Source organism: Pigmentiphaga sp. H8, from assembly GCF_003854895.1.
Taxonomy (GTDB): domain Bacteria; phylum Pseudomonadota; class Gammaproteobacteria; order Burkholderiales; family Burkholderiaceae_B; genus Pigmentiphaga.
The window spans coordinates 4,022,636-4,047,744 of record NZ_CP033966.1 but is presented as its reverse complement, the minus strand read 5'-3'; the positions used below and the strand labels follow the sequence as shown (position 1 = coordinate 4,047,744).

General features: G+C 69.4%; 22 protein-coding genes. 7 read left to right on the top strand and 15 right to left on the bottom strand.

All coding sequences use genetic code 11. The features are described 5' to 3' along the window. Positions 1–3 precede the first annotated feature (3 nt). Positions 4–615, top strand: coding sequence for a recombination mediator RecR (gene recR / locus EGT29_RS19115; RefSeq protein ID WP_124690462.1), 612 nt, complete (start codon positions 4–6; stop codon positions 613–615). A 15-nt stretch (positions 616–630) separates the two neighbouring features. Here recR and EGT29_RS19110 read toward each other — a convergent pair whose 3' ends face one another. The 3 genes from EGT29_RS19110 to EGT29_RS19100 are packed head-to-tail and all read right to left on the bottom strand — an operon-like array spanning position 631 to position 3,047. Further along, positions 631–843 (bottom strand): SlyX family protein, encoded by a 213-nt coding sequence (locus EGT29_RS19110; protein ID WP_124690461.1) that lies wholly within the window; start codon positions 841–843, stop codon positions 631–633. Positions 844–855: 12 nt separating this feature from the next. After that, the gene (locus EGT29_RS19105; protein WP_124690460.1) at positions 856–2,247 is read right to left on the bottom strand and encodes an undecaprenyl-phosphate glucose phosphotransferase; all 1,392 of its coding nucleotides are present in this window, start codon (positions 2,245–2,247) and stop codon (positions 856–858) included. Positions 2,248–2,258: 11 nt separating this feature from the next. Continuing rightward, positions 2,259–3,047, bottom strand: coding sequence for a WecB/TagA/CpsF family glycosyltransferase (locus tag EGT29_RS19100; protein ID WP_124690459.1), 789 nt, complete (start codon positions 3,045–3,047; stop codon positions 2,259–2,261). A 247-nt stretch (positions 3,048–3,294) separates the two neighbouring features. Here EGT29_RS19100 and EGT29_RS19095 point away from each other — a divergent pair, with 247 nt between their 5' ends. The 5 genes from EGT29_RS19095 to EGT29_RS19075 are packed head-to-tail and all read left to right on the top strand — an operon-like array spanning position 3,295 to position 9,318. Next, entirely contained in the window at positions 3,295–4,146 is an 852-nt protein-coding gene (locus EGT29_RS19095; protein WP_161567877.1) for an SLBB domain-containing protein, read from the top strand. Between the two features lie 11 nt (positions 4,147–4,157). Continuing rightward, positions 4,158–5,624, top strand: a complete 1,467-nt coding sequence (locus tag EGT29_RS19090; protein ID WP_124690457.1) for a hypothetical protein — start codon at positions 4,158–4,160, stop codon at positions 5,622–5,624. A 25-nt stretch (positions 5,625–5,649) separates the two neighbouring features. Then, positions 5,650–7,335, top strand: coding sequence for an FAD-dependent oxidoreductase (locus EGT29_RS19085; protein WP_124690456.1), 1,686 nt, complete (start codon positions 5,650–5,652; stop codon positions 7,333–7,335). Further along, the gene (locus tag EGT29_RS19080) at positions 7,332–8,303 is read left to right on the top strand and encodes an NAD(P)-dependent oxidoreductase (protein WP_124690455.1); all 972 of its coding nucleotides are present in this window, start codon (positions 7,332–7,334) and stop codon (positions 8,301–8,303) included. The genes EGT29_RS19085 and EGT29_RS19080 overlap by 4 nt, the downstream gene beginning before the upstream one ends. Before the next feature lies 1 nt (position 8,304). Then, positions 8,305–9,318: a capsular biosynthesis protein gene (locus tag EGT29_RS19075; RefSeq protein ID WP_124690454.1), complete on the top strand. Its 1,014-nt coding sequence runs from the start codon at positions 8,305–8,307 to the stop codon at positions 9,316–9,318. On the opposite strand, the gene EGT29_RS19070 is transcribed toward EGT29_RS19075, so the two are convergent. The 12 genes from EGT29_RS19070 to tal form a co-directional block, all read right to left on the bottom strand. Beyond that, positions 9,305–10,345 carry an acyltransferase gene (locus EGT29_RS19070; RefSeq protein ID WP_124690453.1) on the bottom strand — a complete coding sequence of 347 codons (1,041 nt, stop codon included), beginning with the start codon at positions 10,343–10,345 and terminating at the stop codon, positions 9,305–9,307. The genes EGT29_RS19075 and EGT29_RS19070 overlap by 14 nt on opposite strands. Positions 10,346–10,347: 2 nt before the next feature. Then, a complete protein-coding gene (locus EGT29_RS19065; protein ID WP_124690452.1) occupies positions 10,348–11,421 on the bottom strand; it encodes an acyltransferase family protein in 1,074 nt (357 codons plus the stop codon). Then, positions 11,414–12,181: a polysaccharide deacetylase family protein gene (locus EGT29_RS19060; RefSeq protein WP_370282474.1), complete on the bottom strand. Its 768-nt coding sequence runs from the start codon at positions 12,179–12,181 to the stop codon at positions 11,414–11,416. The genes EGT29_RS19065 and EGT29_RS19060 overlap by 8 nt, the downstream gene beginning before the upstream one ends. Next, complete coding sequence (locus EGT29_RS19055) at positions 12,178–13,464, bottom strand: lipopolysaccharide biosynthesis protein (RefSeq protein WP_124690451.1); 1,287 nt, start codon at positions 13,462–13,464, stop codon at positions 12,178–12,180. The genes EGT29_RS19060 and EGT29_RS19055 overlap by 4 nt, the downstream gene beginning before the upstream one ends. After that, positions 13,461–14,642: a glycosyltransferase family 2 protein gene (locus tag EGT29_RS19050; protein ID WP_238160103.1), complete on the bottom strand. Its 1,182-nt coding sequence runs from the start codon at positions 14,640–14,642 to the stop codon at positions 13,461–13,463. Before EGT29_RS19050 ends, EGT29_RS19055 begins: the two co-directional genes overlap by 4 nt. A 10-nt stretch (positions 14,643–14,652) precedes the next feature. Next, positions 14,653–15,576, bottom strand: coding sequence for a glycosyltransferase family 2 protein (locus EGT29_RS19045; RefSeq protein WP_124690449.1), 924 nt, complete (start codon positions 15,574–15,576; stop codon positions 14,653–14,655). Continuing rightward, positions 15,569–16,612: an acyltransferase family protein gene (locus tag EGT29_RS19040; RefSeq protein ID WP_161567876.1), complete on the bottom strand. Its 1,044-nt coding sequence runs from the start codon at positions 16,610–16,612 to the stop codon at positions 15,569–15,571. Before EGT29_RS19040 ends, EGT29_RS19045 begins: the two co-directional genes overlap by 8 nt. Then, positions 16,609–18,951: a cellulase family glycosylhydrolase gene (locus tag EGT29_RS19035; protein ID WP_238160101.1), complete on the bottom strand. Its 2,343-nt coding sequence runs from the start codon at positions 18,949–18,951 to the stop codon at positions 16,609–16,611. Before EGT29_RS19035 ends, EGT29_RS19040 begins: the two co-directional genes overlap by 4 nt. Next, positions 18,948–20,243 (bottom strand): O-antigen ligase, encoded by a 1,296-nt coding sequence (locus tag EGT29_RS19030; protein WP_124690447.1) that lies wholly within the window; start codon positions 20,241–20,243, stop codon positions 18,948–18,950. The genes EGT29_RS19035 and EGT29_RS19030 overlap by 4 nt, the downstream gene beginning before the upstream one ends. A gap of 1 nt (position 20,244) precedes the next feature. Continuing rightward, positions 20,245–21,147: a polysaccharide biosynthesis tyrosine autokinase gene (locus tag EGT29_RS19025; protein WP_124690446.1), complete on the bottom strand. Its 903-nt coding sequence runs from the start codon at positions 21,145–21,147 to the stop codon at positions 20,245–20,247. Continuing rightward, positions 21,144–22,532, bottom strand: coding sequence for a GumC family protein (locus EGT29_RS19020; protein ID WP_161567875.1), 1,389 nt, complete (start codon positions 22,530–22,532; stop codon positions 21,144–21,146). The genes EGT29_RS19025 and EGT29_RS19020 overlap by 4 nt, the downstream gene beginning before the upstream one ends. 130 nt (positions 22,533–22,662) lie before the next feature. Then, positions 22,663–23,607: a transaldolase gene (gene tal / locus EGT29_RS19015; protein ID WP_124690444.1), complete on the bottom strand. Its 945-nt coding sequence runs from the start codon at positions 23,605–23,607 to the stop codon at positions 22,663–22,665. 347 nt (positions 23,608–23,954) lie between these two features. Between tal and carA the strand changes: the two genes are divergently transcribed. Beyond that, positions 23,955–25,100: a glutamine-hydrolyzing carbamoyl-phosphate synthase small subunit gene (carA, locus tag EGT29_RS19010; RefSeq protein ID WP_124690443.1), complete on the top strand. Its 1,146-nt coding sequence runs from the start codon at positions 23,955–23,957 to the stop codon at positions 25,098–25,100. Positions 25,101–25,109: the final 9 nt, after the last annotated feature.

Below are 25,109 nucleotides of genomic sequence, written 5' to 3'. Positions count from 1 at the left end.
GTCATGGCAGGCGATCGATTCGTCGGACCGGCGCCGCTGTCGGTACTGGTCGATGCCCTCAAGCGCTTGCCGGGGGTAGGCGCCAAGTCGGCGCAGCGCATGGCCTATCACCTGCTGCAGCACGACCCGCACGGCGCCCGCATGCTGGGCCAGGCCCTGGGCGACGCCGTCGACCGGCTGCGCCATTGCGTGCGCTGCAATACCTTCACCGAGTCCGAGATCTGCGAAACCTGCGCCAGCCCGCGCCGCGACGCCAGCCTGCTGTGCGTGGTCGAGACGCCGGCCGACCAGAACATGATCGAGGCCAGCCACAGCTACAACGGGCTGTATTTCGTCCTGATGGGCCGGCTGTCCCCGCTCGAGGGCGTGGGGCCGCACGAGATCGGTTTCGACCGCCTGCTCGAGCGTGCCACCGACGGCCAGGTCAGGGAAGTCATCCTGGCCACCAATTTCACGACCGAAGGCGAGACCACCGCCCACTATCTGGCCGAGCTGCTGCGCGCGCAGGGCCTGGGCGTGACCCGGCTGGCGCGCGGGGTGCCCGCCGGCAGCGAGCTGGAATACGTCGATGCCGGCACCATCGCCTGGGCGCTGATGGACCGCCGCGCGCCGTAGGCGCGCTTTTCCGTTTCAGTAGTGCGGAGGGATCTCGTCGCGCAGTGATGCCGGCGCGGCCGGTCCCTGCGTGCTCTGTTCCCGGACCCGGGCCAGCTCGCGCGCCAGCGCATCGATCTGTTGCTGCTGCCGGTAGACCAGTTCGTTCAATTGCTCGACCAGGTCTTCCATGAAGGCGAGCTTGATCTCGACTTCCATCAGTCGCTGGGGGGCGGGCGTGTCGGGCATGTAAGGCTGTCGTCAATAGGCCTTGCTGTCGTGGACAACCAGACGCAAGGTCATGAAAAGAATGCGGATGTCCAGCCAGGGCGACCAGTGCTGGATGTAGTAGCGATCGTACTCCACCCGCTTCATCATCTTGTCCAGCGTGTCGGTTTCGCCGCGCAGCCCGTTGACCTGAGCCCAGCCGGTAATGCCCGGCTTGACCGTGTGGCGCAGCATGTAGCCGCGTATCTGCTGCCGGTAGAACTCGTTGTGTTCCGCGGCATGGGGGCGCGGGCCGACCAGGCTCATGCTGCCGTTGAAGACGTTGAACAGCTGGGGCAGTTCGTCCAGCGAGGTGCGGCGCAGGATCCGGCCCACGGGCGTGATGCGTGGGTCGCCCCGGGTAGCCTGGTGGATCTTGCCGGGGTCCGGCTGGTGCGTGTACATGGACCGGAACTTCATGACCTGTATCGGCTCGCCGTCCAGGCCATAGCGGGTCTGGCGGAACAGGACAGCGCCGGGCGAGCTCAGCCGCACCAGCGCCGCGATCACCAGCATGGGGATGCCCGCCGCGAGCAGCATCAGGCCGGCGAACAGCAGGTCCATGCAGCGCTTGATGCCTCGCGCGATGCCCAGGATCTGGGTGTCGTGCAGGCGCAGCAGGGGCACGCCCGCCATGTTGCTGACGCTGACCTCGAAATCGCCCAGCGCGGGCGATTCCGGGATCAGGTAGATGGCCGACGTCGAATCGCCCAACTGATTCAGGATGGGCTGGGCGTAGGGGGTCTTCATCAGCGTCATGCTGATGAAGGCGACGTTGGATTTCTGTTCCTTCAGGTGTTCGACGGCCTGGGGCAGGTCGCCCAGGTAGGGCAGCGAGTCCAGCGGCTCCTGCCGCGGGGTGTCGTCGAAGTAGCCGTCCACCAGGATGCCCATGGCCGGCGAGCGGCGCAGCCGGATGGCCAGGGTCTGGGCCTGGAAGCCGGGCATGATGAAGATGGCCCGGCGGACGTACTGGCTGGCGCCGTACAGGTGTTGCGCGCTGAGCCGCATCAGCGCCAGGCCCGGCAGCAGCGCCACGGGTGTCAGGAAGGCCCAGGCCTGCAGGATTTCCCGGCCCAGATTGCGGTGCTCGATGGGCAGCAGAATGAAGGCGAGCAGCGTCACCATGACCACCTGCGACCAGGTCAGGATGGCGCGCCACAGCATGAAGGCCATGGTCCGCGTGCTGAGCAGCTGTTCGAAACGGTAGTAGGCGATGCCGGTGGCCAGCGCGATGACGAGCAGCAGCGCCCCGTCCTCGTTCGAGGGCTGGCGCCCGAAATAGACGCTGGTGGCGGCATGGCAGAGCAGCGCGATCACGGCTGCTCCGATGGCGGCCATGCTGTAGAACATGCGCTGGTGGGAGGGGAGGCGGCTGGTGGCCATGGGGTTTCCTGTCAGCGTCCGCGCACGCTGGAGCGATATTCCCGCCAGCAGATGGCGAAGAACCGGGGGTCTTCCTTCAGATAGCGCCGCCACAGCCTGCCGGGATTGCTGAGCAGGCGCCAGAGCCACTCCATGCCCACGCGCTGGACCAGCCGCGGCGCGCGCCGTTGCAGGCCGATGGCGAATTCCATGGCCGCTCCTACGCACAGCACCAGCCCGTGGGGCAGCGTGGCGGCATAGCGGCCGGCCCAGGTTTCCTGCTTGGGCATGCCCAGGCAGACGAAGACGAGGTCGGGCGCCAGGGCGCGGATGCGGTCCGCGGCTTCGCGCCCTTCGTCGCCCAGCGGGTCGAACCGCATCGACGGCGTCATCACGGTGACGTCGATGCCGGGATAGGTGGCGGCGAAGCGGCTTTCCAGCATGGGGCCGTCGCCGGGCATGCCGCCCAGGATCGCGATCTTCCAGCCGTGCGCGACCGCCTGCTGGCAGAGCGCCACGAACAGGTCCGAGCCCGTCACGCGCTCGGGCAGCGGACGGCCCAGCAGGCGGCTGGCCCAGACGATAGGCATGCCGTCGGCGAACAGGTATTCGGCCTGGCGGTAGATGGGCTGGAGATCGGGCTGCTTGTCCAGGCGCACCACGTGGTCGACGTTGGGGGTCGACACGATGCCCGCCGGCCCGCGCCGGCTGGCGACGGCGTCGGTCAGGATCGCGACGGCCTCGGGAAAGGTCGCCGCGATGATGTCCAGGTCGAAAAGCCGCATCCGGACGATATCGGGCTGGGCAGAGTGTGTAGGCATGTCGAAATGGAGGACGGGCGTGGTAAGCGCGGGGCAGGAGGAACGCCGGAAGAATGCTACAAAAAATTGCGCCTGTTATTTCCCGGCTTGGAGTTGTTTGCTGTTCCTTTGCCAGGCTGTTCTGCGAGAATGTCGCACCTGCGGTCCGTCCCTGATCCCCCTCTATAATCGGCGTGATGATTTTAGCGGGCGTTTCCGCGACTTCAATGGAGTAGTTTTGAGGCAATTACGCATATGTCTGCCCAGGATGCTGGCGGCGCTGGTGGCCTGGCTGGCGCTTGGTACCGCCTACGCCGCCGATGAGATGCCTCATCCCGGACGCCTGGCGCCGGCAACCGTCGTGCCCTCCGAAGTCGAAGGGGGCGCCGTCGCCACGGTGGGGCCGGGCGACACGCTGTATCTCACAGTCTACGGCCAGCCCGAACTGGCCGCCCAGGTCACCCTGGACGTCCGGGGGCACATCGTGGTGCCCTTCCTGGGCGACATGGCCGTCGGGGGCGAGGCCCCCTCGGCCATCGCCAAGCGAATCGCCGACGGACTGCGCCAGCGCGGTTACCTGAACGATCCCCAGGTGGCGATCGAGGTGCTGCGGGTCCGCAGCCGCATGGCGTCCATCCTCGGCAGCGTCGCCAAGCCCGGCCGTTATCCCATCGAGGGCAGTCTGACGCTGCTGGAATTGCTGGCCCAGGCCGGCGGCCTGAAGGACAACGCCGACGACGTCGCCGTCGTCCTGCGCAAGGACGGCCAGGCCGAAAGCGGCCAGCGCCGCATGGAGTTGCTGATCGGCAACAAGAGCCTGCCAGAGCGTCCCGTCGAAGACCTGCAACTGCAGGCCGGCGACGTCGTCTATGTGCCGCAGGCCAAGGTTTTCTACATCTACGGCGAAGTCACGCGGGCGGGCGCCTATCCCATGGAGCGGGGCCTGAACGTGATGCGCGCGCTGTCGCTGGCCGGGGGGCTCACGCAGCGGGCTTCCGAGCGCCGCATCAGCATCAGCCGGCCGGATCCCGGCACGGGCGAGCAACGCAAGCAGCGCGTCAACCTGGACGATCCGGTTGCCGCCGGCGACGTCATCTACGTCGACGAACGCTTTTTCTAGCCGGGGCGGGCGTGCGCGCGCACCAGCATTCCTCTGTCTGGCCGCCGGCGATACCGCTGGCAGCCGCCGTGTTGATGTGCGCCGCCTCGTCCGTGGCCTCCGCCCAGTCCGATGCCGGCGCGGACGCGATGATCGAGGCGGTCATCGCCAAGACCGTCGGCGTCGTGGCGCCGAAGCCGCCCGAACCCGCCGGGCCGGCACCTTCCCCTGAGCCGGACGCCGGGCGGGCGCCATTGACCCGCCGCGGCCTGGGCGCGGGCTCGCCGGTCTTTCCCGAGGGCATCGAATATTCGGTCCAGATCTCCCGCGTGATCCAGCAGGTCAGCAACCCCTACCGCCTGCCGGATACGGTGGGGGACCGGCGCCGCAGCGATCTTGCCGTGGGCGACGAGGTGCGTGCGGCCGCGATCATTCCCCTGGCGTCCGAGCGCACGCGGCTGCTGACCTCGGCGGCCTTCGGCAATGTCGATTACCGGCACCAGGGGCAGCTCGACCACCATCCCCACGCGCTCAAGACAACCTTGCAGTGGCACGCCGGCGATCTGCTCCAGGGCAGCGCCTCGATATCCGACCGGGTCCGGCTCAACCGCTACATGGCCTCCAGCTGGCCCGAGCGCGACCTGCTCAAGCAGCGGGTGTTCAACGCCGACATCGGACTGCGCGTGACCGAGTCGCTGACGCTGCCGATCCTGGGTGTTTCGCGCACGTCCTCCCGCAACGAGTTCGCGCTGAACCAGCAGCTGTACAACCGGGACGACAGCCAGATACAGCTTGCCGGCCGCCTCATGGGCCGGGACAACTCCTATGTGATGGCCGGCGTGTCGCGGGTGCGCAGCAGCTATCCGGACCGCACGCCGCTGCAGGTACAGCAACTGGACCGGGCTTACACCGACACGGAGTTCTTCCTGAACAGCATCTGGCACTACAGCGCCAGGACGGCCCTCGAAGGCTACGCGGGATGGCGCCAGCGCCGGTACGCGACACTGACCGACCGCAACGTGGATTTCGTCACCGCCGAGCTGCGCGCGTACTGGGATTATTCGGTGAAGACCGCGTTCCACGTCCACCTGTGGCACCGGCCGTTCGGCAACGAGGAAGACCCTTCCACGCTGTACTCGACGTTGACCGGCGGCCGGGTGAGCATGCGCTGGCAGGCGGGGGAGAAGACCTGGCTGTCGTTGAACGTCGTGCGGGAACGGCAGAAGAACTATCGCATCGGCGCGGGCGGCACGTCCGAGACGATGAGCTGGCGCGTGGGCCCGCGCCTGGAATGGCAGATGAATCCCCGCGTGCTGCTGACCCTGGACGGCTGGCGCGAGCGCGTCAGCGGGGCCGGGTATCCGGGCTACGGCGGCACGGTGGTCCGCGCCGGGGTCACCCTGATGTATGACAATGGCTCGCCGCGTCCGTCGCGCCTGTACATGCGCGAGGAGTGCGACGCGCCGCGCTACCTGGATACCCGGATGTGCGACCAATGACGATTTTCTTTTCCTGAGGCCCACCATGTTGCTCGACGCCAACACGCTGCCGCAGGACGCCCGGCTGCACGCCGACATCTGTATCGTGGGAGCCGGCGCGGCCGGCATCGCCATGGCGCTCTCGCTGGCCGATTCCGGCCTGGACGTGATCGTGCTGGAGGCGGGCGGCCAGGAGCCCGAGCCGCGCACGCAGGCCTTGTACGAAGGCACGGTCGAGGACGCCGCGCTGCACAGTCCGCTCGATCGCTACCGCCAGCGCGAACTGGGCGGTTCGACCACGATCTGGGGCGGACGCTGCATGCCCCTGGATCCCATCGATTTCGAGGCCCGCCCGTATATCGCCGGCAGCGGCTGGCCCATCGGCGCCGAGGACCTGGCTCCCTACTATCCGGCGGCCAATGCCTGGTGCGAGGCCGGCGACTATGCCTACACGATGGCCGAAGCATTCGCGGGGCCGCGCCGGCCCATGCTGGACGGTTTCGACGAAAGCCACTTCTCCACCCATACGCTGGAGCGCTTCAGCTGTCCCACGAATTTCGGCGGACGCTACCTCCAGCGTTTGCGGACGGCGCCGGACCTGCGAGTCGTCCTGCACGCGAACGTGACCCGGCTGGAGCTGGACGAGGCCGGCGAGGCGATCCGTCGCGTGGAATTCAAGACGCTCGATGGCAAGACCTTCGCCGTGTCGGCGGACAGCGTGGTGCTGGCCGCGGGCGGCCTGGAGGTGGTCCGGCTGCTGCTGAACAGTCCCGGCCGCACGGGACGGGGCCTGGGCAACGCGCACGACGTCGTGGGCCGCTACTACATGTGCCACCTGGCCGGGACCATAGGCAACCTCGTGCTGGCGCCGCCCCATCGCGCCTGGCACGGCTACGACGTCGCCGACGACGGCACGTATTGCCGGCGGCGGCTGGCGCTGCGGCCCGGCGTCCAGCGCGAGCAGGGCATCGGCAATTTCGTGGCCCGGCTGCATCACCCCAGGATCACCGATCCCGCGCACGGAACCGCCATCCTGTCGCTGCTGTTCCTGGCCCGGGCGTTCGTGCCCTACGAGTACGCCAAGCGCCTGCACGGCGACGAGCGGGTCACCGTGGGGGCCTGGCTGCGGCACGGCGTGAACGTGCTGCGGGGCGCGCCGTCGGTGGTGGGCTTCCTGTGGCACTGGCTGCGCGACAGGACCTTGGCCGCACGCAAATTTCCTTCCATCATCGTCTACCCCCGGACCGAGCGCTACAGCCTGGATTTCCATGCCGAGCAGGAACCCAATCGGGAAAGCCGGGTAAGCCTGGGGGCGTCCGTCGATGAACTCGGCATGCGGCGGCTGCACGTCGACTGGCGCTACACGCGCCAGGACGTGGCGACGGTGCAGAAATCCCTGGCCTTGCTGGCGGCCGACGTCCGGGATTCGGGCATCGGCGAATTCGATTACGATCCTGGCGTGGTCGAGCGGGAGATGACGCGCTACGGCGCCTACGGCGGCCACCACATCGGCACGGCGCGCATGGGCGACGATCCGCGCACCAGCGTGGTCGACAGGAACTGCCGCGTCCACGAGGTGCGGAACCTGTACGTGGCCGGGGCGGCGGTGTTCCCGACGTCCAGCCAGGCCAATCCCACCTTGACCCTCGTCGCGCTGGCGCTGCGCCTGGCGCGGCACCTGCAGGTCCGGCATGCCGGCGGTGAGCCGGCCGACCCTGGGAGTCCCGCATGAAGACCCGTGTCCTGATCCTGGGTGCCACCGGCTACGTCGGCCGCCGGCTTGCCGCCGCGCTGCATGCCTCCGATTGGGCCGAGCCCGTGGCCGCGACGCGGCGCAAGCCGGTCGCCGGTGGTGATATCGAGACCGTCTTCTGCGAGGCCACCGATACATCGTCCCTGACCCAGGCCGCGGCCGGCGTGGACGCCTTGGTCAATTGCGTGGCGGGCAGCGCCGAGGCCATGGTGGCCACGGCACGCGCGATGGCCGAGGTCCAGGCCTCGCGCTCGCGGCCGCTGCGCATCGTGCATTTCAGTTCCATGGCTGTCTATGGCGACGCTGTCGGCAGGGTGGACGAGGACCACCCCTTCGCCAGCCTGCCGGCCCAGTCCTATGGCGGTGCCAAGATCCAGGCGGAGGCGCTGCTGGCGGATGTGCCCCAGGTCGGCATCCTGCGGCCCGGCTGCATCTACGGCGCGGGCAGTCCGCAGTGGACCGAGCGCATCGTGCGCCTGCTGCGGGCCCGTCGCCTGGGCGATCTCGGGCCGGCGGGCGACGGATGCAGCAACCTCGTCCATGTCGACGACGTCGTGGCCGCGGCCGCCGCGGTGCTGCAACGGGGCGCGGACGGCGCGTTCAACCTCGCGATGGCCGGCGCCCCCAGCTGGAATGTCTATTTCATGCGCCTGGCGCGCGCCATGGGCGCGGTGCCGGTGCGGCGCGTGACCGCCCGGCGGCTCAAGCTGGAAGGCAAGGTGCTGGCGCCGCCCCTGAAAATTCTGGAGATCGCCGGCGGCAAGGCCGGTCTGCGCGGCCTGCCGCCCGTGATCTCGCCCGCGCTGCTGCGGCTGTGGCAACAGGACATCCGCCTGGACGTGCGGCGCGCGGAGCAGGTGCTCGGCATGCAATGGACAACCCTCGAGACCGGCCTGGCGGAATCCCTGGCCAGCCGGCCCGGGCAATCGGAAGAAACGAGGAACTGACGTGGCCTATCCCTACCGCGTGGCGGTGCAGATCAGCATGTACCCGATGGACGTGCGCCACGCCAGGCACCTGCTGGCCCACCAACTGAGGGTGTGGGGGCCGATGGTCGACCGCTTCGTCGTCACCATCGACGTGCACCGCAGCCGCGCGGGACGGTATCGCGGCGCCGGTTTCGACGAGAACCTGGCGGCCCTGCGCGCCATCGTCGACGAACTGCGGACCCAGGATCCTCGGGTATCCTGGCACGAGGTCGACTATCGCCCGGAAGCCCGCCGGGAAGTGGCCAACACCTATTTCGGCCGGGACGACATTCCGGTCAAGGCCTGGGACGGAGGACCGTTCTACGCCTATTTCCACGGCCTGCTGGAGGCGCGGGCGCGGTACGTGGTCCATTTCGACGGCGACATGCTGTTCGGTGGCGCGAGCCGGCAGTGGGTCGAAGAAGCGGTGCGCCTGCTCGACGGCGATGCCGACGTGCTGCTCGCGGGCCCGCTGCCGGGGCCGCCCAGGGAGGACGGGCGGATCTTCGGCCACGGGGAAGGTGCCGAACGCCTGGACCGGCCGGAGCTGGGGCTTGCCTACCGGTTCCAGCACGCCAGCACCCGCGTGTTCGTGATGGACCAGCAGAAGCTGCGCGAGAAGGTCGGGGTCCTGCCGCTGACGCCGCCGGTGCTGGCCAGCCGGATCAAGTCGCATCTGCTGGGCAATCCGCCCATCGCGCGCGAGGCCGAGGTCATCCTGGGCGAAGTGCTGCGCGAGCACGGCCTGTACCGGGTGGATTTCCTGGGGACGGCGCCGGGCATGTGGTCGCTGCATCCTCCCTACCGCAGCGACGAGTTCTATCGGCGGTTGCCGGAGCTGATCGCCGCGGTGGAGTCGGGCGACGTGCCCGAGGCTCAGCGCGGCGACTACGACATGAACGACAGCATGATCGACTGGAGCGCGCAGCGCCAGGCCAACCTCCGTTCCCGCCGCCTGTGGCGGCTGCTGAAAGACCGCCTCAACCTGTCGTAGCGCGGGTGGCCGGCAGCCGCCGGCGCGCGAACCGCTGCCCCAGCGGCCGTTCGACCAGCCGGTGGCAGGCGAGCCCGGCCAGGGTGGAGACGGCGATCGCGACCAGGCAGAAGGCCGCCATGCCCCCCGTCGTGCCGCCCAGGCCGGCCTTGCGCCAAGCCTGCGACAGGGCCGACAGCACCAGCGGGTGGATCAGGTACAGCGAATACGAGGCGTCGCCCACCCGATGCAGCAGCGGCCATGCCGGGGTGCCGCGAGCACGTTCGATCGTCAGGGCCCCGGCCACGATCAGGATCGAGGGCAGGCCCGCCTGCAACAGGCGCGACGTGCCGGCGGGCCAGGCGCCCGATCCGGCCAGCAGCGCGAGACCGGCCAGTACCAGCAGCCAACCCGCCGCGTTGCGCGACGGCCACCGGCCGCGGGCATAGACCTGGCCCAGCATCATGCCGGCCAGGAATTCCAGCATGATGTCCGACGTATAGAAGCCCGCCGCGGGCGAGGCGGGCCGCAGCCACCAGCCCACCGCCGCGAGCGCCGCCAGCACGAGGCCCGTGGCGGCCAGCCGGCGCCGTTCGGGCAGCAGCAGGGCGAGGCCGAACAGCAGATAGAAGAACATCTCGTAGTTCAGCGTCCAGCCCGGGACGAGCACGGGCTCCACATGGCCCGCCGGCGATGGCCAGGCGATGAAGGCATACGAGGCCAGCACGTGTGGCAGGTCGAAGCGTGCGGACTGCAGCAGATGCGGCGCCGCCAGCATGATCGCTACGACGACGGAGGTGATCAGCCAGTACAGCGGCACGATGCGGACGATGCGCCGGCGGTAGAAGTCCAGGGGCGTGACCGGGCGGCCCGTGGTCGTGGTCCACATGATGAAGCCGCTGATCACGAAAAAGATGTCCACGCCGTTGGACAGCCAGTCGGGCCAGGCGCCCTCGTAGCCCATGCGGGCCAGCTGCGGATGCAGGTGGAAGACGACGACCATCAGCGCCGCGATCGCCCGCAAGTGCTGGATGGAGCGGATTTCCATGTTCAGTTCCTTCTTGCGTCCGGCCCGGCGGCGCGCGGCGCGGGCAGCAGCAGGGCGCGCAGCGGCGCGACGCGGCCGGCCGCGGCGAAAAACAGGGTGGGTAGCGCCAGTCCGGCCAGCCAGGCCAGCAGGGCCGCGCCGGCGGTGCCCAGAGCGGGATGAAGTGCCTGCCAGGCCGCGGTCTGCACGGGCTGGTGGAAGATCAGGATGAACAGCGAGGCCTTGCCCAGGTAGCCGAGCATCGGGCCCAGCCCGCGCGCCGGGGCCAGGGCGCGGGCCACGGCCAGCGCGCCGGCGATGCCGATCAGTGCTGCCACCGTGGACAGCAGCGGATCGTCGTAGCGTCGCAGGTTCAGGTCGAGCGAGGCGGGCACCAGGGCATGCCAGGCCAGGAACGCGATGGGGGCTGCCCAGCACGCGATGCGCGTCGCCCGGCCGGTATCGGCCAGCACGTGGCGGCGCAAGGCGTAGCCCAGCAGCATGAAGAAGCAGCCTATGGGCAGCAGGTCGACGCTGAAGGGCAGGCCGCGCACGACGATCTGCTGGCCGAACAGCGAGACGGGCAGGTCCCAGGCCAGCGGGACGGCCAGCGCGCCGCCCCAGGCCAGCGCCAGCAGCAGCGCCGTGTGTACCGCCGCGCGCTCGGCCACCGCGCGCCGCTGGATCAGCCAGTAGGTCGCCAGCATGACCAGCCACGCATAGGGCAGGAACCACATCGGAATCCAGGTCAGCGTCTCGCCGTTGCCGTAGAGCATGGCGGCGGCACGGTCGATGAAGCGCTGGCCGCGCAGCGCCACCGCCGCCACGGCCAGCACCAGCAGCACCGTGAAATACGGCTTGAGCAGGGCCTGGGCCCGGCCCGCCGCGAACGCCGGCCACGAGCGCTCGGGGTGCAGCAGGACGCCGGACAGGAACAGGAAGATGGGCAAGTGGAAGGAGGTGATGACGTCGAGCAGCCGGGGCCGCGAATCGAACAGCCACCAGCCGTGGCCCAGGACCACCAGCGCGATGCCTATCCCCTTGGCGACGTCGATGTGCGCGTGGCGCGGCAGCTGGGGCACGGTCGGGTCAGCCATGCCGATGGGGCCTTGCCCGCTTGAACCGTTGCCAGCCCGCGCGCCAGTCCTCGTAGGGCGTCAGCAGTTGCGCCAGGAAAGCTGCCAAACCGGCCGTGCCGTCCACCGTGATCCGGGGCAACTGCCAGGCGTCGTCCCCCGCCCTGGCGCGCCCGCGCTGGATGGTGGTCGCGGTGCGATAGCCAGCCTCGCGCGCCAGTTCGGCGTGCCGTTCGTCGTAGCGTCCATAGGGGAAGCAGAAGGCATCCACGGGCTGGCCCGTCAGGGCCTGCAGCCGCTGGCGGGAGCCGGCGATCTGCGCCCGCGCCTGTTCGGGCTCCTGCCGGGTCAGGTCCACGTGGTCGGTCGTATGCGAACCGATCTCCTGGCCCGCCTCGGCCCATTGCCGCAGCTCGTCGGCCGACATCAGGGGCACCTGCCGGATGCCGTGCGCGGCGTCCCAGTCGTTCGTTCCGCCCACGCGGTTGGCCACCACGTAGTTGGTCGCGCTGAACCCTACGTCGCGCAGCACGGGCAGCGCGTGGCGCAGCACGTTCAGATAGCCGTCGTCGAAGGTGATCCCGAACACTTGGCCCCGCCGTTCGCCCGACAGATAGGGTTGCAGGTCCCGCATCGACAGGCCGCGATAGCCCAGCCTGTGCATCCAGCGCATCTGCGCGGCGAACGCGGCCGGCGTGACCGTCAGATGCCGGAACGGCGTGCCCGCGGGCGGCATCGCGTCGATCTGGTGGTACATCAGGATGGGGATGGCCCGGGTCACGGCAAGGCCTCCCGCGTGCCGGCCGCCGTCTCGGCGCGGCGCATCTCGGCGCGCGTGCAGACCAGGACGGCGGTGATGTAGAACAGTTCGCCGCATAGAACGCCGAACGGCGCGCCGGTCGCGCCCCAGCGCAGCATCGCCGCATAGCAGATGGCCAGCGACAGCAGCGCCGATCCCAGCGTGATGGCGGTCAGCAGGCGCAGCCGCTGCCGCAGCAACAGCAGAAGCATCAGCGGGTCCCGCAGCGACATGACCAGGAAGACGGCGGCCCACAGCTGGAACAGGACGTCACGCTGCGCGAAATCCTTGCGCATCAGGTCGATGAAGATCCAGTCGCGCAGCAGCCAGGCGATGCCCAGGTAGGCCAGCGTCATCGTCCCCAGGATGGCGGAGAACAGCGCGAGGCGCCGTGCGGTTGCGCGCGGCCCGAGCTCGTGCAGCCAGCCCGAGGCGATGGGCGTCAATTGCTTCTGCACGCCGGCCGTCACCAGGTTCACGGGCATCATGACGAGCCGGGACGCGGCCAGGGCGGCCACGGCAGTCAGGTCCAGCGTGGCCGCGGCCAGGAAGCTGTAGCCCTGGTTGAACAGCCAGTAGATGACGCCGCCCGAGGCCGCCCAGAAGCCGACGTGGGCGATCTCGCGCATGCGGCCCGGCGGGGCGCCGGCATCCATGTCGTCGCGCAGTGCGCGGCGCAGCAGCCTGCCGCAGGCCAGCGCGGACAGCGCGGCACCGCCCAGCGCGATCGTGGCGGCGATGGGCTGGTTCATGGCCAGCAGGCCCCCGGCGATCAGGCCCGCCACGTAGACCGTGTCGGCGGCCAGGACCGCGTGCGGCCGCTGGTAGACGAGCAGGATGCCGCGGAAATATTCCCGGTAGGTCGCGGCGGCCAGCAGGGCGACCGCCGCGATGCAGACGGGCAGGGCGTCGGGCTGCAGCGCGTCCATCGCCCAGGCCAGCCCGATGGCGGTCAGCGCCACGGCGCTGCCGGCCAGGGTCCAGCGCCGCTGGTCCCGCCACAGGCCGCCGATCCACGACCGGCGTGCGTCGGCGTCCAGGCCGGGCAGGCGTATCACCAGCGGCGTCGAGATGAAGGTGCCTTGCAGCGTGGTGGCGAGCATCATGCCGTTGAAGGCCAGCACGTAGTACCCGTACTGGGTCTCGCTGGCATAACGGATCAGGATGAGCCCGACCAGGAAGTTGGCGCCGGACAGCAGCGCCTGGTCGACGATCGAGCTGCCGAACAGCCGTACCAGCCGGGAAGAGAATGGCGAGCCTGTCATTGCCCGTCGCGCCGGGTCTTGACCCAGCCCTGTTCCCCGCGCCGCCGCAGGAGAGCATGGAGTTTCCACAGCACGAAGAACGGCGCGCGCGCCAGGTCGAGCAGCGCTCGCGGGCCCAGCGGCCCCAGTTGCCAGCCACGCAGGATGTGCGCGCCCAGGATGATGCCCATCAGGACCGCCCAGCCCACCCAGGCCCAGGCAGCGGGCGTGACCAGCGCGGCCAGCAGCGCGAGCACCAGCAGGGCGCCGATTTCCAGCGCGACGTAGCCGATGGGCAGGGTCAGCAGGTCCAGCGCGAGATCCATGCAGATGCGGTCCGGCCGAGTCAGTCCGGCGCGCAGCAGCCTGCCGGTGTAGATCCGGATGACAGCGAAGCGGCCGCCTTCCCAGCGCTGGCGCTGCGAGACGGAGGCCGATCCCGAGGCTACCAGCTCGGCGTCGGCGTGGGCCTCGTCCACGTACCAGACGCGGATGCCCTCCAGGCCCAGGACGATCCCCTGTTCCAGGTCCTCGGTCAGCGAGACCGAGCGGAACGGGTGGTCGCGCAGCAGCGCATGGGTGAAACCCATGCCGTTGCCGCGCAGGCCGCAGGAAACGCGCAGCCGTTCCCGGGCACGCCCACGGACCGCATGGAAGGCGCCGTAGGCGATGGTGATGATGCGCGTGCGCCAGGAGTCGTCGGGATTCAGCACGCCGTAGTTGGCTTGCAGGGCCTGTGCGCCTTGCTCGATGCGCGCGGCGAAGGCCGACAGGAAATTGGGCGAGACCACCGTATCGGCATCGACCACGGCGATGGCGTCCGCCCATCGTCCCGCGGCGCTGTGGGCGATGCCATGGGCCAGCGCATAGCCCTTGCCGCGCAGCGTCTCGTCGCGGCGCTCGATGACCGTGGCACCCGCGGCCGCGGCCAGTTGCGCGGTGTCGTCGGCGCAGTTGTCGGCGATCACGACGACGCGCATGCAGTCGGTGGGCCAGTCGATCTGCCGCAGGCTGGCGACCGTGCGTTCGATCACGGCGGCCTCGTTGTGGGCGGGGACCAGGATGTCGAAGCGCAGCGAGCGCGACGCCGGCTGCGGCGTGGGCGCGCGCCATGACAACAGCGTCATCAGGCCCAGGTAGAGGCAGGAAATGGTGGCGGGAACGGCCGCCAGGCAAAGCAGGAAATAGATCAGTCCCACGAATGGATCCTCAGGCATATTCGCGATAATGCCAGCCCGCGAGCACGGACAGTTTGCCGGCATTCGCACAGGCGCGCGCGAGCCAGTGCGCGCTGCGGTGCAGGCCGGTGGGCAGCGTGACCAGGGCCAGCAGCAGCGCGGCCAGCGCCTGCGCCAGGGCGCGGGCAAAGAACAGCAGCTTGTGCGTGAGTCCCGAGCCGCCAAGCTTGCCTTCCAGGAAGTGGCGGGCATAGTCCTGGCCCCCGCGCAAGGCGCGCGCCAGGATCCATTTCAGGCGCAGGCGGGACGGCACCACGTCCTCGGTGGCCACCGCCTCGTCGCTCCAGACGATCCGGGCGCCCTGGCCGACCAGCCGCATCAGCAGGTCGCCGTCCTCGCCGCCGGTCAGCCCGAACGAGGGATCGAACGGCCCCGCCGCCTCCTGGCCGGCCAGCCACCGCGCCGCGATCAGGGCGTTGCCGATGCGCATGACGTTCAGCGGCACGAGCGAGCCCGTCGCCATCCGGGGGCCGTCGTAGAACCCGCCACGCCGGATCCAGGCCGGCGCGTCCGCGGGCACGACCGGCACCACGGGGGCCAGCACGCCATCGGCGGCATGGTCCAGGGCGGCGGCGTACAGCGCCTGCAGCCACGTCGAGCCCACGCGCTCGTCGTCGTCGACGAAGGCCAGCCAGTCCGCGCGCGCATGGGCCACGCAGCGGTTGCGCGTCAGCGAGATGTTCTTTTCCGGCTGGATGTCGTAGACCAGGGGCGCCGGAAACGTCGCCCGGCGAGCCTCGACCACGGCGCGCGCGCTGCCGGCCGGATCGTTGTCCACCACGACCACCTGGCCCGGCCCGAGCGTCTGTCCGGCAAGATCGCCCAGCAGCGCGTCCAGGCGCTCGGCGCGCCGGTAGGTGGCGATGCAGACCGCGATGCGGGGCGGCTCATTCATGCTGGACTCCGGTGCGGCGGGCGGAGCCGCCGCGGACATAGGCCTTGCCCAGGAACAGCAGCCGCGTGATGCCCCAGCGGTCGAACACGATCTCCAGCAGGATGGGCAGCAGGATGCCGGAGGCCAGGCCGCAGACGAACAGCACCACCGGTTCGTGCACGTTCAAGTGGGTGAGCAGGATGCGGCTGCCGGCGGTGCCGAACACATGGAACAGGTAGATGGAATAGGAGTAGCCGCCTATGCGCACCAGCGGCTTCCATTGCCAGGCGATCGAATACAGGAACGCAATGCTGACGGCGGAGTACAACTGCCCCGACAGGGCGTCGGCCGACAGGTGCGGAACGTTCCAGCCGGCCAGGCTGGCCTGGTGCCAGACGAGGCAGACGAGCAGGGCCGCGGCCGCGCAGGGCAGCCAGTAGCGCGGCAGCGAGGCGGGCGCGTCCAGGCCAGGCGTGCGGCGCAGCGCGACGCCCAGCAGGAAGTAGGGCAGCAGGTAGAACGCACCGTTGATCGAGAACGGATTGGCGGCGAACCGGATGTGCGGCAGGACCAGGAAGGCCAGCAGCGTGACCGTCCAGAGCCAGCGGCGATTGCGGCCGGCTCCGGAGACGTCCAGGACGTAGATGACGATGAAGATCAGGAACAGCGCCTGCAGGAACCAGAAGTGGTCGTAGGCGTAGAACATGAACCGGAACCACGAGCCATCGTGTTCGACGTTGACTTCGCCGACATGGCGCTGCACGTACTGGTAGATCTGTCCCACCATCAGCAGCGGCAGCAGCAGCCGTCGCACCTTGCCGCGGAAGAAGGGCACGAAATCGCCGGCCTGGGCGGGCCGGCGCATGGCATAGACATAGCCGGACAGAAAGGTGAACAGCGGCATGCGCAGGTACACCAGGCTGTCCGAGAACCACCGCAGCCATGCATCGTCGGGCAGGCGCAGGCCGCGCACGTCGTCGCCGATCACGTGGTAGGCCACCAGCAGGATGCAGGCCAGGCCGCGCAAGGTCTCGATGCGCAGATCGCGTGAGTTCACGGACGGGTCTCCTGTCCGGCGGTGCCTCGGACGATCTCGAACCACGGGCTGGATTGTTCGGGCGCCGCGTACAGGCGCACGCGCACGGCCTGGTCGCCGGCAGCCACCGTGGGCAGGGGCGCCATGCGCCGCCCCGCGCCGTCCAGAGGGTAGACGGCGACCGGGCGGTCCGGCGTGGCGATCTCGAGCTCCAGCGGATGGCGGGCAAGCCAGGTGGGGCCGAGGGTGGCGCGCGGCGCCGACGGACCGGCCGCGCCCGCATCGGGCTCGAGCGTGATCCACCCCGGCTTGCCGGGGTAGGGAATCACGCGCTTGGGACGCGGCGGCTGGGAGCCCGGCTGCCTGCCGGCGGTGGCGCTGCCCACGGTCAGCAGCATGTGGCCGGAATCGGCCAGGGCCTGTCCATCCAGGGGGGTCAGCAGCAGCGACAGCGGGGCCGCGGGACCGGTGGGCCGAACCGAGATGCCCGGCGCGGACAGGCGGCCGGCCAGCGGGCCGAACACTCCCCATGCTTGGGGGGTATCGACGATGACGAGTCCTTGCGCCGGGTCATGGTGCACCTGTCCGTCGGGCGTGGCCTGACCGGAAGGCGGAGGGGGCGTCCAGGACGCATCGTCGGCGCCCGGCGCCTGGGCCAGCCGGAACGACCATGCGTGCGCGGGAACGACGGACAGCCGGCGCTCGACGCTGCGTTCGAGCGCGTCAGCCGCGGTCGACTGCGCGATGTCGAGCGCGGCGGATTCGGGCAGGGGAAGATCGAGGCTGCGCGCCAGGGGACGGACGTACGCCGAGCGGAACAGCAGGGCGCTTTGTCCGGCCAGGGCCAGCTTGCCCCAGTCTCCCGCCAGCGAGAAGCGTGTCGGCCCCTCCGGCGGCGGCCATTGGTCCGCGTAGTCGAAGAAGAACAGCCCGTCCCAGTCCTGCAGCGAAGCGAGGGTCGCCATGATGGGGAGTATCGCGGAGCCGCCGGGGTTGGGATAGGGTTGATTGTATTCGCTGACGACGAAGGGCTTGAGGGCGTCGCGCCGCAGCGACAGGGCCAGCAGGCGGGACAGTTCGGACGAGCCCGACGCGCTCGCGGCCGCCATGCGCCAGTCGTCCGCGCGGTCTTGCGCGCCGCCGGCGACGGGGTGGGCGACGTACACGTGCTCGTCCACGTAGTCCATGTCCCGCTGCGAGAAGAGATTCATGATGCCGCCGAACGCCATCTGCGTGCCGGTGACGGGCACGCGCGGATCGGTTTCCTCGTGCACCACGCGACGCAGCCGGGCGAAATAGGCCGCGTCGGTGTCGGCCAGGAACTGGACGAAGTCGCGCTTCTTGCGGGGAGGCGCCGCGCGTCCCGGCGCGCGGTCGACGCCCAGGCGCTGAAGCATCCGGTCCACGCGCTGGGCAGCAAGGTCCAGCGGCCCGTCCGGGCCGTCTTCGTCCTCCGGCGCCGGCAGGGCGCCGGCCCAGACGGCGCCCGGGCAATGGATCCAGGCGCGGCACGCGGCCTCGACCGACCCGTGGCGTTCCACCAGCCATGCCTGCCAGCGGCGTTCCAGTTCGGGAGCATAGTGGCGCTGCCTTGCCTCGGCCCAGGCACCGCGCCGGGTCCACGACCACAGCAGCGAGGCCTCGTTGTTGATCTCCACCATGGCCAGGCCGGGATGGTTTTTCAAGCCCAGGCGCCGGATCAACTGACGCGCATAGGTCTCCTGACGGTCGACCAGGGCGGAGGCGTACACGTGCAGCGGCGAGGCGATCGAGGTCGAGTCCCGGCCGGCGTCCAGGCGCGGCAGGCCGTCCACCACGGGCCGGAACCGGTAGCCCACGTGCAGGTTCAGATTCACGTACAGCCCTTCGCGCGTCAGGGCTTCGATCAAGGCCCGCAGCCGGGCCACCGCGTCGGCGTGGAAGCTCGGGTGGGGGCCGGCGGTCAGGATGCCGATGGGCGCGCCGTCGGGGCCGGACGGCAGCGAGTCCAGGTGGTGCAGGCGGACCGCGTTGAAGCCCAGCTTGCGCAGCCGCCGCGCCAGTGCGGGGGCCTCGCCGGCGGGCGGGAAGTTGGCGCCGAAGCTCAGGTTGATGCCGAACAGGCGGACCCGGCGGTCGTCTTGCGTGCCCGGGATGCCGTCGGTGCCGACGGCATAGAAGTGGCCCTGCCGGGCGACGATGCGGTCGGCGCCGGACAGCGGTCGATCGAGGGCGGATTGATCGGGCGCGCCGCCCAGGCGATCCTCGTCGATTGCATAGGGATACGGCGCCGGAGCGGCCTCCCGGGCGGTGGCGGGCGCCGGCGCGAGCGCGCACAGGCCGGCGGCGATCACCCAGGCCCCCAGGCGCGGCGCGGTCATGGCGAGTCCCGCCGGGCAAGCTGGAGCCGCGCCGACACGGTAATGGACGAGAAGACCAACACCATGTTCTGAAGCGAGACGTCCCGCAGGAACTGACTTTCCGAGAAATTGCTGATGACCATCAGCACCAGGATGGACAGATGCAGGGCCGCTTCGTCGCGGTCGACGCGCATCAGCAGGAACAGCGACACCAGGTGCCACAGCAGCAATCCGATGAAAAGCACGAGGCCGACGATGCCGAGCTCGTTCAGCAGGTCGATGTAGCCGTTGTGCCCGTGCGAAGGCATCCAGCCGAACTCGTCCGCGATGAACTGGGCCGGCCCGCCTTCCCCGATCCAGAAGGCGCCGTAGCCGATGCCGAAGGTCAGGTGCTGCCGGGCGGCGACCAGCACCAGTCGCCAGATTTCGGTGCGGCCGGTCAGGTCGGGGCTCTTGTTGAGCAGCGTGGCGATCGGCGCGATCACGTCCTGCCACGTGGGCAGGCGCCCGGTCGCGATATAGAAGACGTAGGTGAGTACCAGCAGCAGCGACAGCCCCACCAGGGAGGCGATCAGTCCCGCATGACTGTTCCGCACCCACCGCTGGCGTAGCGCGAGATAGATGGTGATGCCGACCACCGTCACCACCATGGACGTCGTGCTCTTGGACATGAACAGCACGAAGAGGCTGAACAGCGTGGCCGCCACCGTGCGGCCCAGGGGCAGCCGCCGCTCCATGCATTCGCGCAGCCACAGCATCACGCACAGCCCGGCCACCGCGCCCAGCAGGTTCTTCTGCCACATGATGCCGCGCCAGGCGCCATCCAGGAACAAGTCGACGCCGATGTGGGGCAGCGCCACGGCGACAAAGGCGGACACCACGACCAGCGCCGACAGGGTGCCCAGCAGAGCATGGGAGAACTGGCGCGGCGTGGCGATGGGCGGGGAGATGACGATGCCGGTCAGCAGCAGGCCGCCCAGAAGGATGACCCGCTTGATCGTGACGTTGGGCGCCGGCGACCAGGCGATCGAGGCCGCGCAATAGATCAGCAGCAGGATCAGGAACGGATTCATGCGCCGGAAGATGCCCAGCGCCTCGGCGGGATGCCGGTAGGCCAGCCAGCCGGCGGTCAGGAAGATGGTGCCGAACTGGATCTGCCGCAGCAGCGAGCCTTCCGCGATCTGGTGCCCCGCCTCGGGGCCGAGTTCGCCCATCTGGAAGGTCGTCGGCACCAGCGAGCAGATGAAGCAGAGCGCGACCAGCGCGCCGATCAGGAAGTGATCGAGGCGCCGCGCCGAGGCCGGGCCGTCCAACTCATGCACTCCGCGAAAGAAGCCCCGGCTTTCGTCCCGAAGCCCCCCGGGCGCCCGCGAATTCGTTGTAGACCGCGCCGAGGATCTCGACGCCGGCGCTGCGCAACTGGCCCGTGGCGGCGCGCATGGCCTTGAGCGAACTGCGGTGCTGGCGCGCCACGAGCACGCACGAGCCCACCTGGCCCGCGATGATCTGCGCATCGGCGGACAAGGTGGCCGAGGGCGTATCGACGACGAAGGCGTCGATACGCTGGTCGAGTTCGTGCATCAGCTGCCGCAGGGCCGAGGTGCCGAGTATCTCGGTGGGATTGGGTGGACGCGGCCCCCGGTCGATGACCTGCAGCAGCGGGAAGTCGGGCAGGGGCGGGCTGGCCTCGGCATCGGCGCGGCCGGCCAGCATGGTCGACAGCCCCGTGCCCTGTTGCACGCCCAGCAGGCTGGGGCGGTCCGGTCCGCGCATGTCTGCGTCGATGTAGAGCGTGCGCAGGCCGGCCTGGGAAAAGGCGATGGCCAGGCTCGCGGCCAGGTAGCTCTTGCCTTCGCCGTCATCCGGGCTGACCACGGCGAAGGCGATCCGGCGCTGGTCGCCGAAATGCAGCGCCAACTGGGTGCGGATCCGCCGGATGGCCTCGGCCTCGGGGCCGAAGGGCGCGTGGGCGATGGACAGCATCGGCGAGACGCCGGACTGCGGCGAAGCCGAGATCGCGTAGCGGAATTGCTGGGCCAGCACGGTCCGTATCTGTTCCTCGGTAAGCAGGCCAAGCCGGACCGCCGCTTCGCCGAAGCGCAGCCCCTGTTCGGCCTGGACCGCGGCGATGCGCGTCACCTGTTCCGGGGTCAGCAGGCCAGCCTGCTGGAGCAGCTCTCCCAGGCGGCCGTGGTCGTTGGAAATGGGGGGCGTCATGCTTGGGCTCCGATGGTGCCGAGCACGGGCAGCCCGAGATCGTGAGTGACGTCGTCCTCGCAGCGGACGCGGCGGAACGCCAGTTCCAGCGCCAGCGCCAGCATCAGCCCCAGGAGCAGGCCGACGGGCACGCCCAGGGCCATGGACCGCAGCAGGCCGGGGTTGGACGGGGCGCTGGGCGCTTCGGCCTGGCGCAGCACGGTCGCGCCGGGCAGGGTGATGCTGCTGGCCATCAGCAGCGAGTCGTACTTCTGCACGGCGGCGTTGTAGACCTGCTGGGCGCCCGCCAACTGCTGGCGGTAGGACGCCATCCGGTCGCGGTATTGCATCAGGTCGAAGACTTTCTTGCGCTGTTCCTCGATGGCGCCTTGCAGCGAGGCTTCCTGCAGGGCCACGCGGGACGAATCGCTGGCCTGGCGGTCCACCGCCGCGCGCGATTCGCGGGCCAGCTGGCCGCTCAGGTTCTGCTGCTCCTGGCGCAGGCTCTTGACCGTCGGATGGTTGACGCCCAGGGTGGCCTGCACTTCCAGCAGGCGCTGGTTCACGGCGTTCAGGCGGTCCTTCAGGGCGTTGATGACCGGCAGGCTGCCTATCTCGGGGATCTCGTCGGGACGCATGCCGTTCCTGATCATGGCCTGCGTGGTCTGGCGCTGTGCCGCGGCCTGCTGGCGCTGGGCCTGGTATTCGGCCAGTTCGCCCTGCATCTGCCGCAGCCGCTGTTCCTCCAGGCTTTCCGAGTTGGGCAGGTCGATGACGCCGGTCTCGCGCTGGTAGGCGCTGAGCTTTTCCTGGATCGTGTCCACCTGGCCGCGCAACTGCTCCAGCTGCGCGGTGTATTGCTCGGTGCGCGAACGGGCGGCCTGGTTGGCGATTCCCTGGCTCAGCGCGATATAGGCGTCGACCACCGCCTGGGCGTGGATGCGGGCCGATTCCGCGTTCCGGTCGGTGTACGAGACTTCCAGCACCCGGCTGCCGCGCTTGTTGGCAACCTCGGTGTTCTTGATGATCCGGGTGATCAGGCCGTCGCGCGCCCTGGCCTCGCCCACCTTGCCCGCCGCTTCGCGGAAATCGGCGCTCTCGTCCAGGTGCAACTGGTCCACCACCTTCTCGGCGATGGCCCGGCTCTTGAGCATGTCGATCTGGGTCTGGAGGTAGCTGTCGTCGAGCAGCGCGGAGAAGTTGCGGCCGGCGATGGGGTCGTTCTCGCGGTAGTCGACGTAGATGCTGGCCGTGGCCGACCACTTGGAGGCTTGCAGCAGCGAGATCGCCGCCGTCGCGACCAGGCAGGCGGCGGTGACGGCCGCGACCAGGGGCGCGCGGGCCCGCAGCATCGCGGCGATCTGCCGGACGGACAGGAGAGGAGAGGGGGCGGATGGCGAGGTCAAGTGTTTCCCTGGATAGCTGGCGGCCGGAGTGCCTGGCTGGCTCCGGCAAGACGGCTGGCCGCCGAATTGTGCCATCGAAGTCCGGTGGGCGGCATCCGGCGTTTATCCTTGTTTGACGGCATGCGCCGGCTCAGGCCGTTTCCAGCAGCCCATCGAGCTTGCGCGCATCGGCCACGAACGCGCGTATGCCCTCGGCCAGCTTGTCCGTGGCCATCGCGTTCTCGTTCAGCGCGAAGCGGAAATCGGCCTCGCCCAGCGGCGCCCCGGGCGGCACGGTGCTGTCCGGGGGCGTCAATTGCCGGGGCACTCCGCCCTCGGCCGCCTGCAACTGGCCCAGCAGCTCGGGGCTGATGGTCAGCAGGTCGCAGCCGGCCAGCGCCAGGATCTGCCCGGCGTTGCGGAAGCTGGCGCCCATGATCTCGGTCGGGACGCCGGCGCGCTTGTAGTGCTCGTAGATGTGCCGGACCGACTGCACGCCCGGATCGGCGCTGCCGGCATTGGCCGCCTCGTCCCAGGCCGCGTTCTGGTTTTTCTTGTACCAGTCGTAGATGCGGCCGACGAAGGGGGAGATCAACTGGACGTGTGCCTCGGCGCAGGCGATGGCCTGCTCCAGCGAGAACAGCAAGGTCATGTTGCAGCGCACCCCCTCGCTTTGCAGCACGCGCGCGGCCTGGATGCCCTCCCAGGTGGAGGCGATCTTGATCAGTACTCGTTCGCGGGGGATGCCGGCGGCCGCGTACAGCGCCATGATGGCGCGGGCGCGCTCGACCGTGGCGCGGGTGTCGAAGGACAGGCGGGCATCGACTTCGGTGGAGACCCGGCCCGGCACGATGTCCAGGATGGCCCGGCCGAAGGCCACCAGCAGGCGGTCCATCCGCTCGGCCGTGGAAGCGCCCGCATGGTCCCGCACCACCCGGTCCAGCAGGGGCCGGTATTCGCTCTTCTGCACCGCCTTCAGGATCAGGGACGGGTTGGTCGTGGCGTCGGTGGGACGGAACGCCCGCATGGCTTCGAAGTCGCCCGTGTCGGCGACGACGGCGGAATGCTGGCGCAGGGCTTCGAGCTGATTGGACACGGTTCCTCCGTATAACAGGTTCTATAAGCTATAATTGTAAGGTTTGACGTTCAAATTTCACGTCCTCCCCTTAGCGCGTACCCCGATCCCCGCTGCTGATTCGTACAACCGCGTGCTGCAAGATCATCTTTTGCAGCCGTAGCCGTCGAAGGCCTGGTGCCGCCACACGATTCGCCGTCCCGTGCCCGTTTTTCGGTGTCCGCAGGGCGGCGGCGGTGGCGAGTTGGCACCGCGCCAGGCCCGCGCAGGAAGCTGCGCAAGAATGGCTGACCGGGTTGTGCCGCCCGACACCTTGCGGCGCCTGTTGGCGTACCCTCGGGAGGAGGACTCCATTCGGAGATTCTCTCTTGTTGCCGTCTCTCTTTCCCGAGACTACCCCCGCAATACTGGCGCTTGCCGACGGCACGATCTTTCGTGGCACGTCCATCGGGGCGCCTGGCCATGCAGTGGGCGAGGTCGTGTTCAATACCGCCATCACAGGGTACCAGGAGATCGTTACCGATCCCAGCTACAGCCGCCAGATCGTAACGCTCACCTATCCCCACATCGGCAATACCGGCATCAACGACGAGGACTGCGAGGCCGCCAAGGTCCACGTGGCGGGCCTGGTCGTGCGCGATTATTCGCTGGTCGTGTCGAACTTCCGCTCGCAGCGTTCGCTGTCCGACTATCTCGTTCAGCAGAACGTCGTGGGCATCGCCGGCATCGACACCCGCAAGCTTACCCGTATCCTGCGCGACAAGGGCGCCCAGAACGGCTGCGTGTACGCCGGCGGCGACGAACAGGAAGCGCTGCGCCTGGCGCGTGAGTTCCCCGGCATGTCGGGCCTGGACCTGGCCAAGGTCGTGTCGGTGGACAAGGCCGCCGAGTGGACCGAAGGCATCTGGCGCCTGGGCGCCGGCCACGCGCCCAAGGGCGATGGCCGCTTCCACGTCGTCGCCTATGACTTCGGCGTGAAGTGGAACATCCTGCGCCTGCTGGTGGACCGCGGCTGCCGCGTCACCCTGGTGCCGGCGCAGACCACGGCCGCCGAGGTGCTGGCCCTGAACCCCGACGGCGTGTTCCTGTCGAACGGCCCGGGCGATCCCGAGCCCTGCGACTACGCCATCGAGGCCACCCGCGCCTTCTTCGAGCGCCGCATCCCGGTGTTCGGCATCTGCCTGGGGCACCAGCTCATGGGCCTGGCGCTGAACGCCAAGACGCTGAAGATGAAGCTGGGCCACCACGGCGCCAACCATCCGGTCAAGGACGTCGCCACCGGCCGGGTCTTCATCACCAGCCAGAACCACGGCTTCGCCGTCGATCCCGAGACCCTGCCTGCCAATACGCGCGTCACGCACGTGTCGCTGTTCGATGGTTCGCTGCAGGGCTTCGAGCTGACCGACCGGCCGGCGTTCTGCTTCCAGGGCCACCCCGAGGCCAGCCCGGGGCCCCACGATATCGTTGTGCTGTTCGATCGGTTCGTGCAGCTGATGCAAAACAGCAAAGGATGAACCCACCCC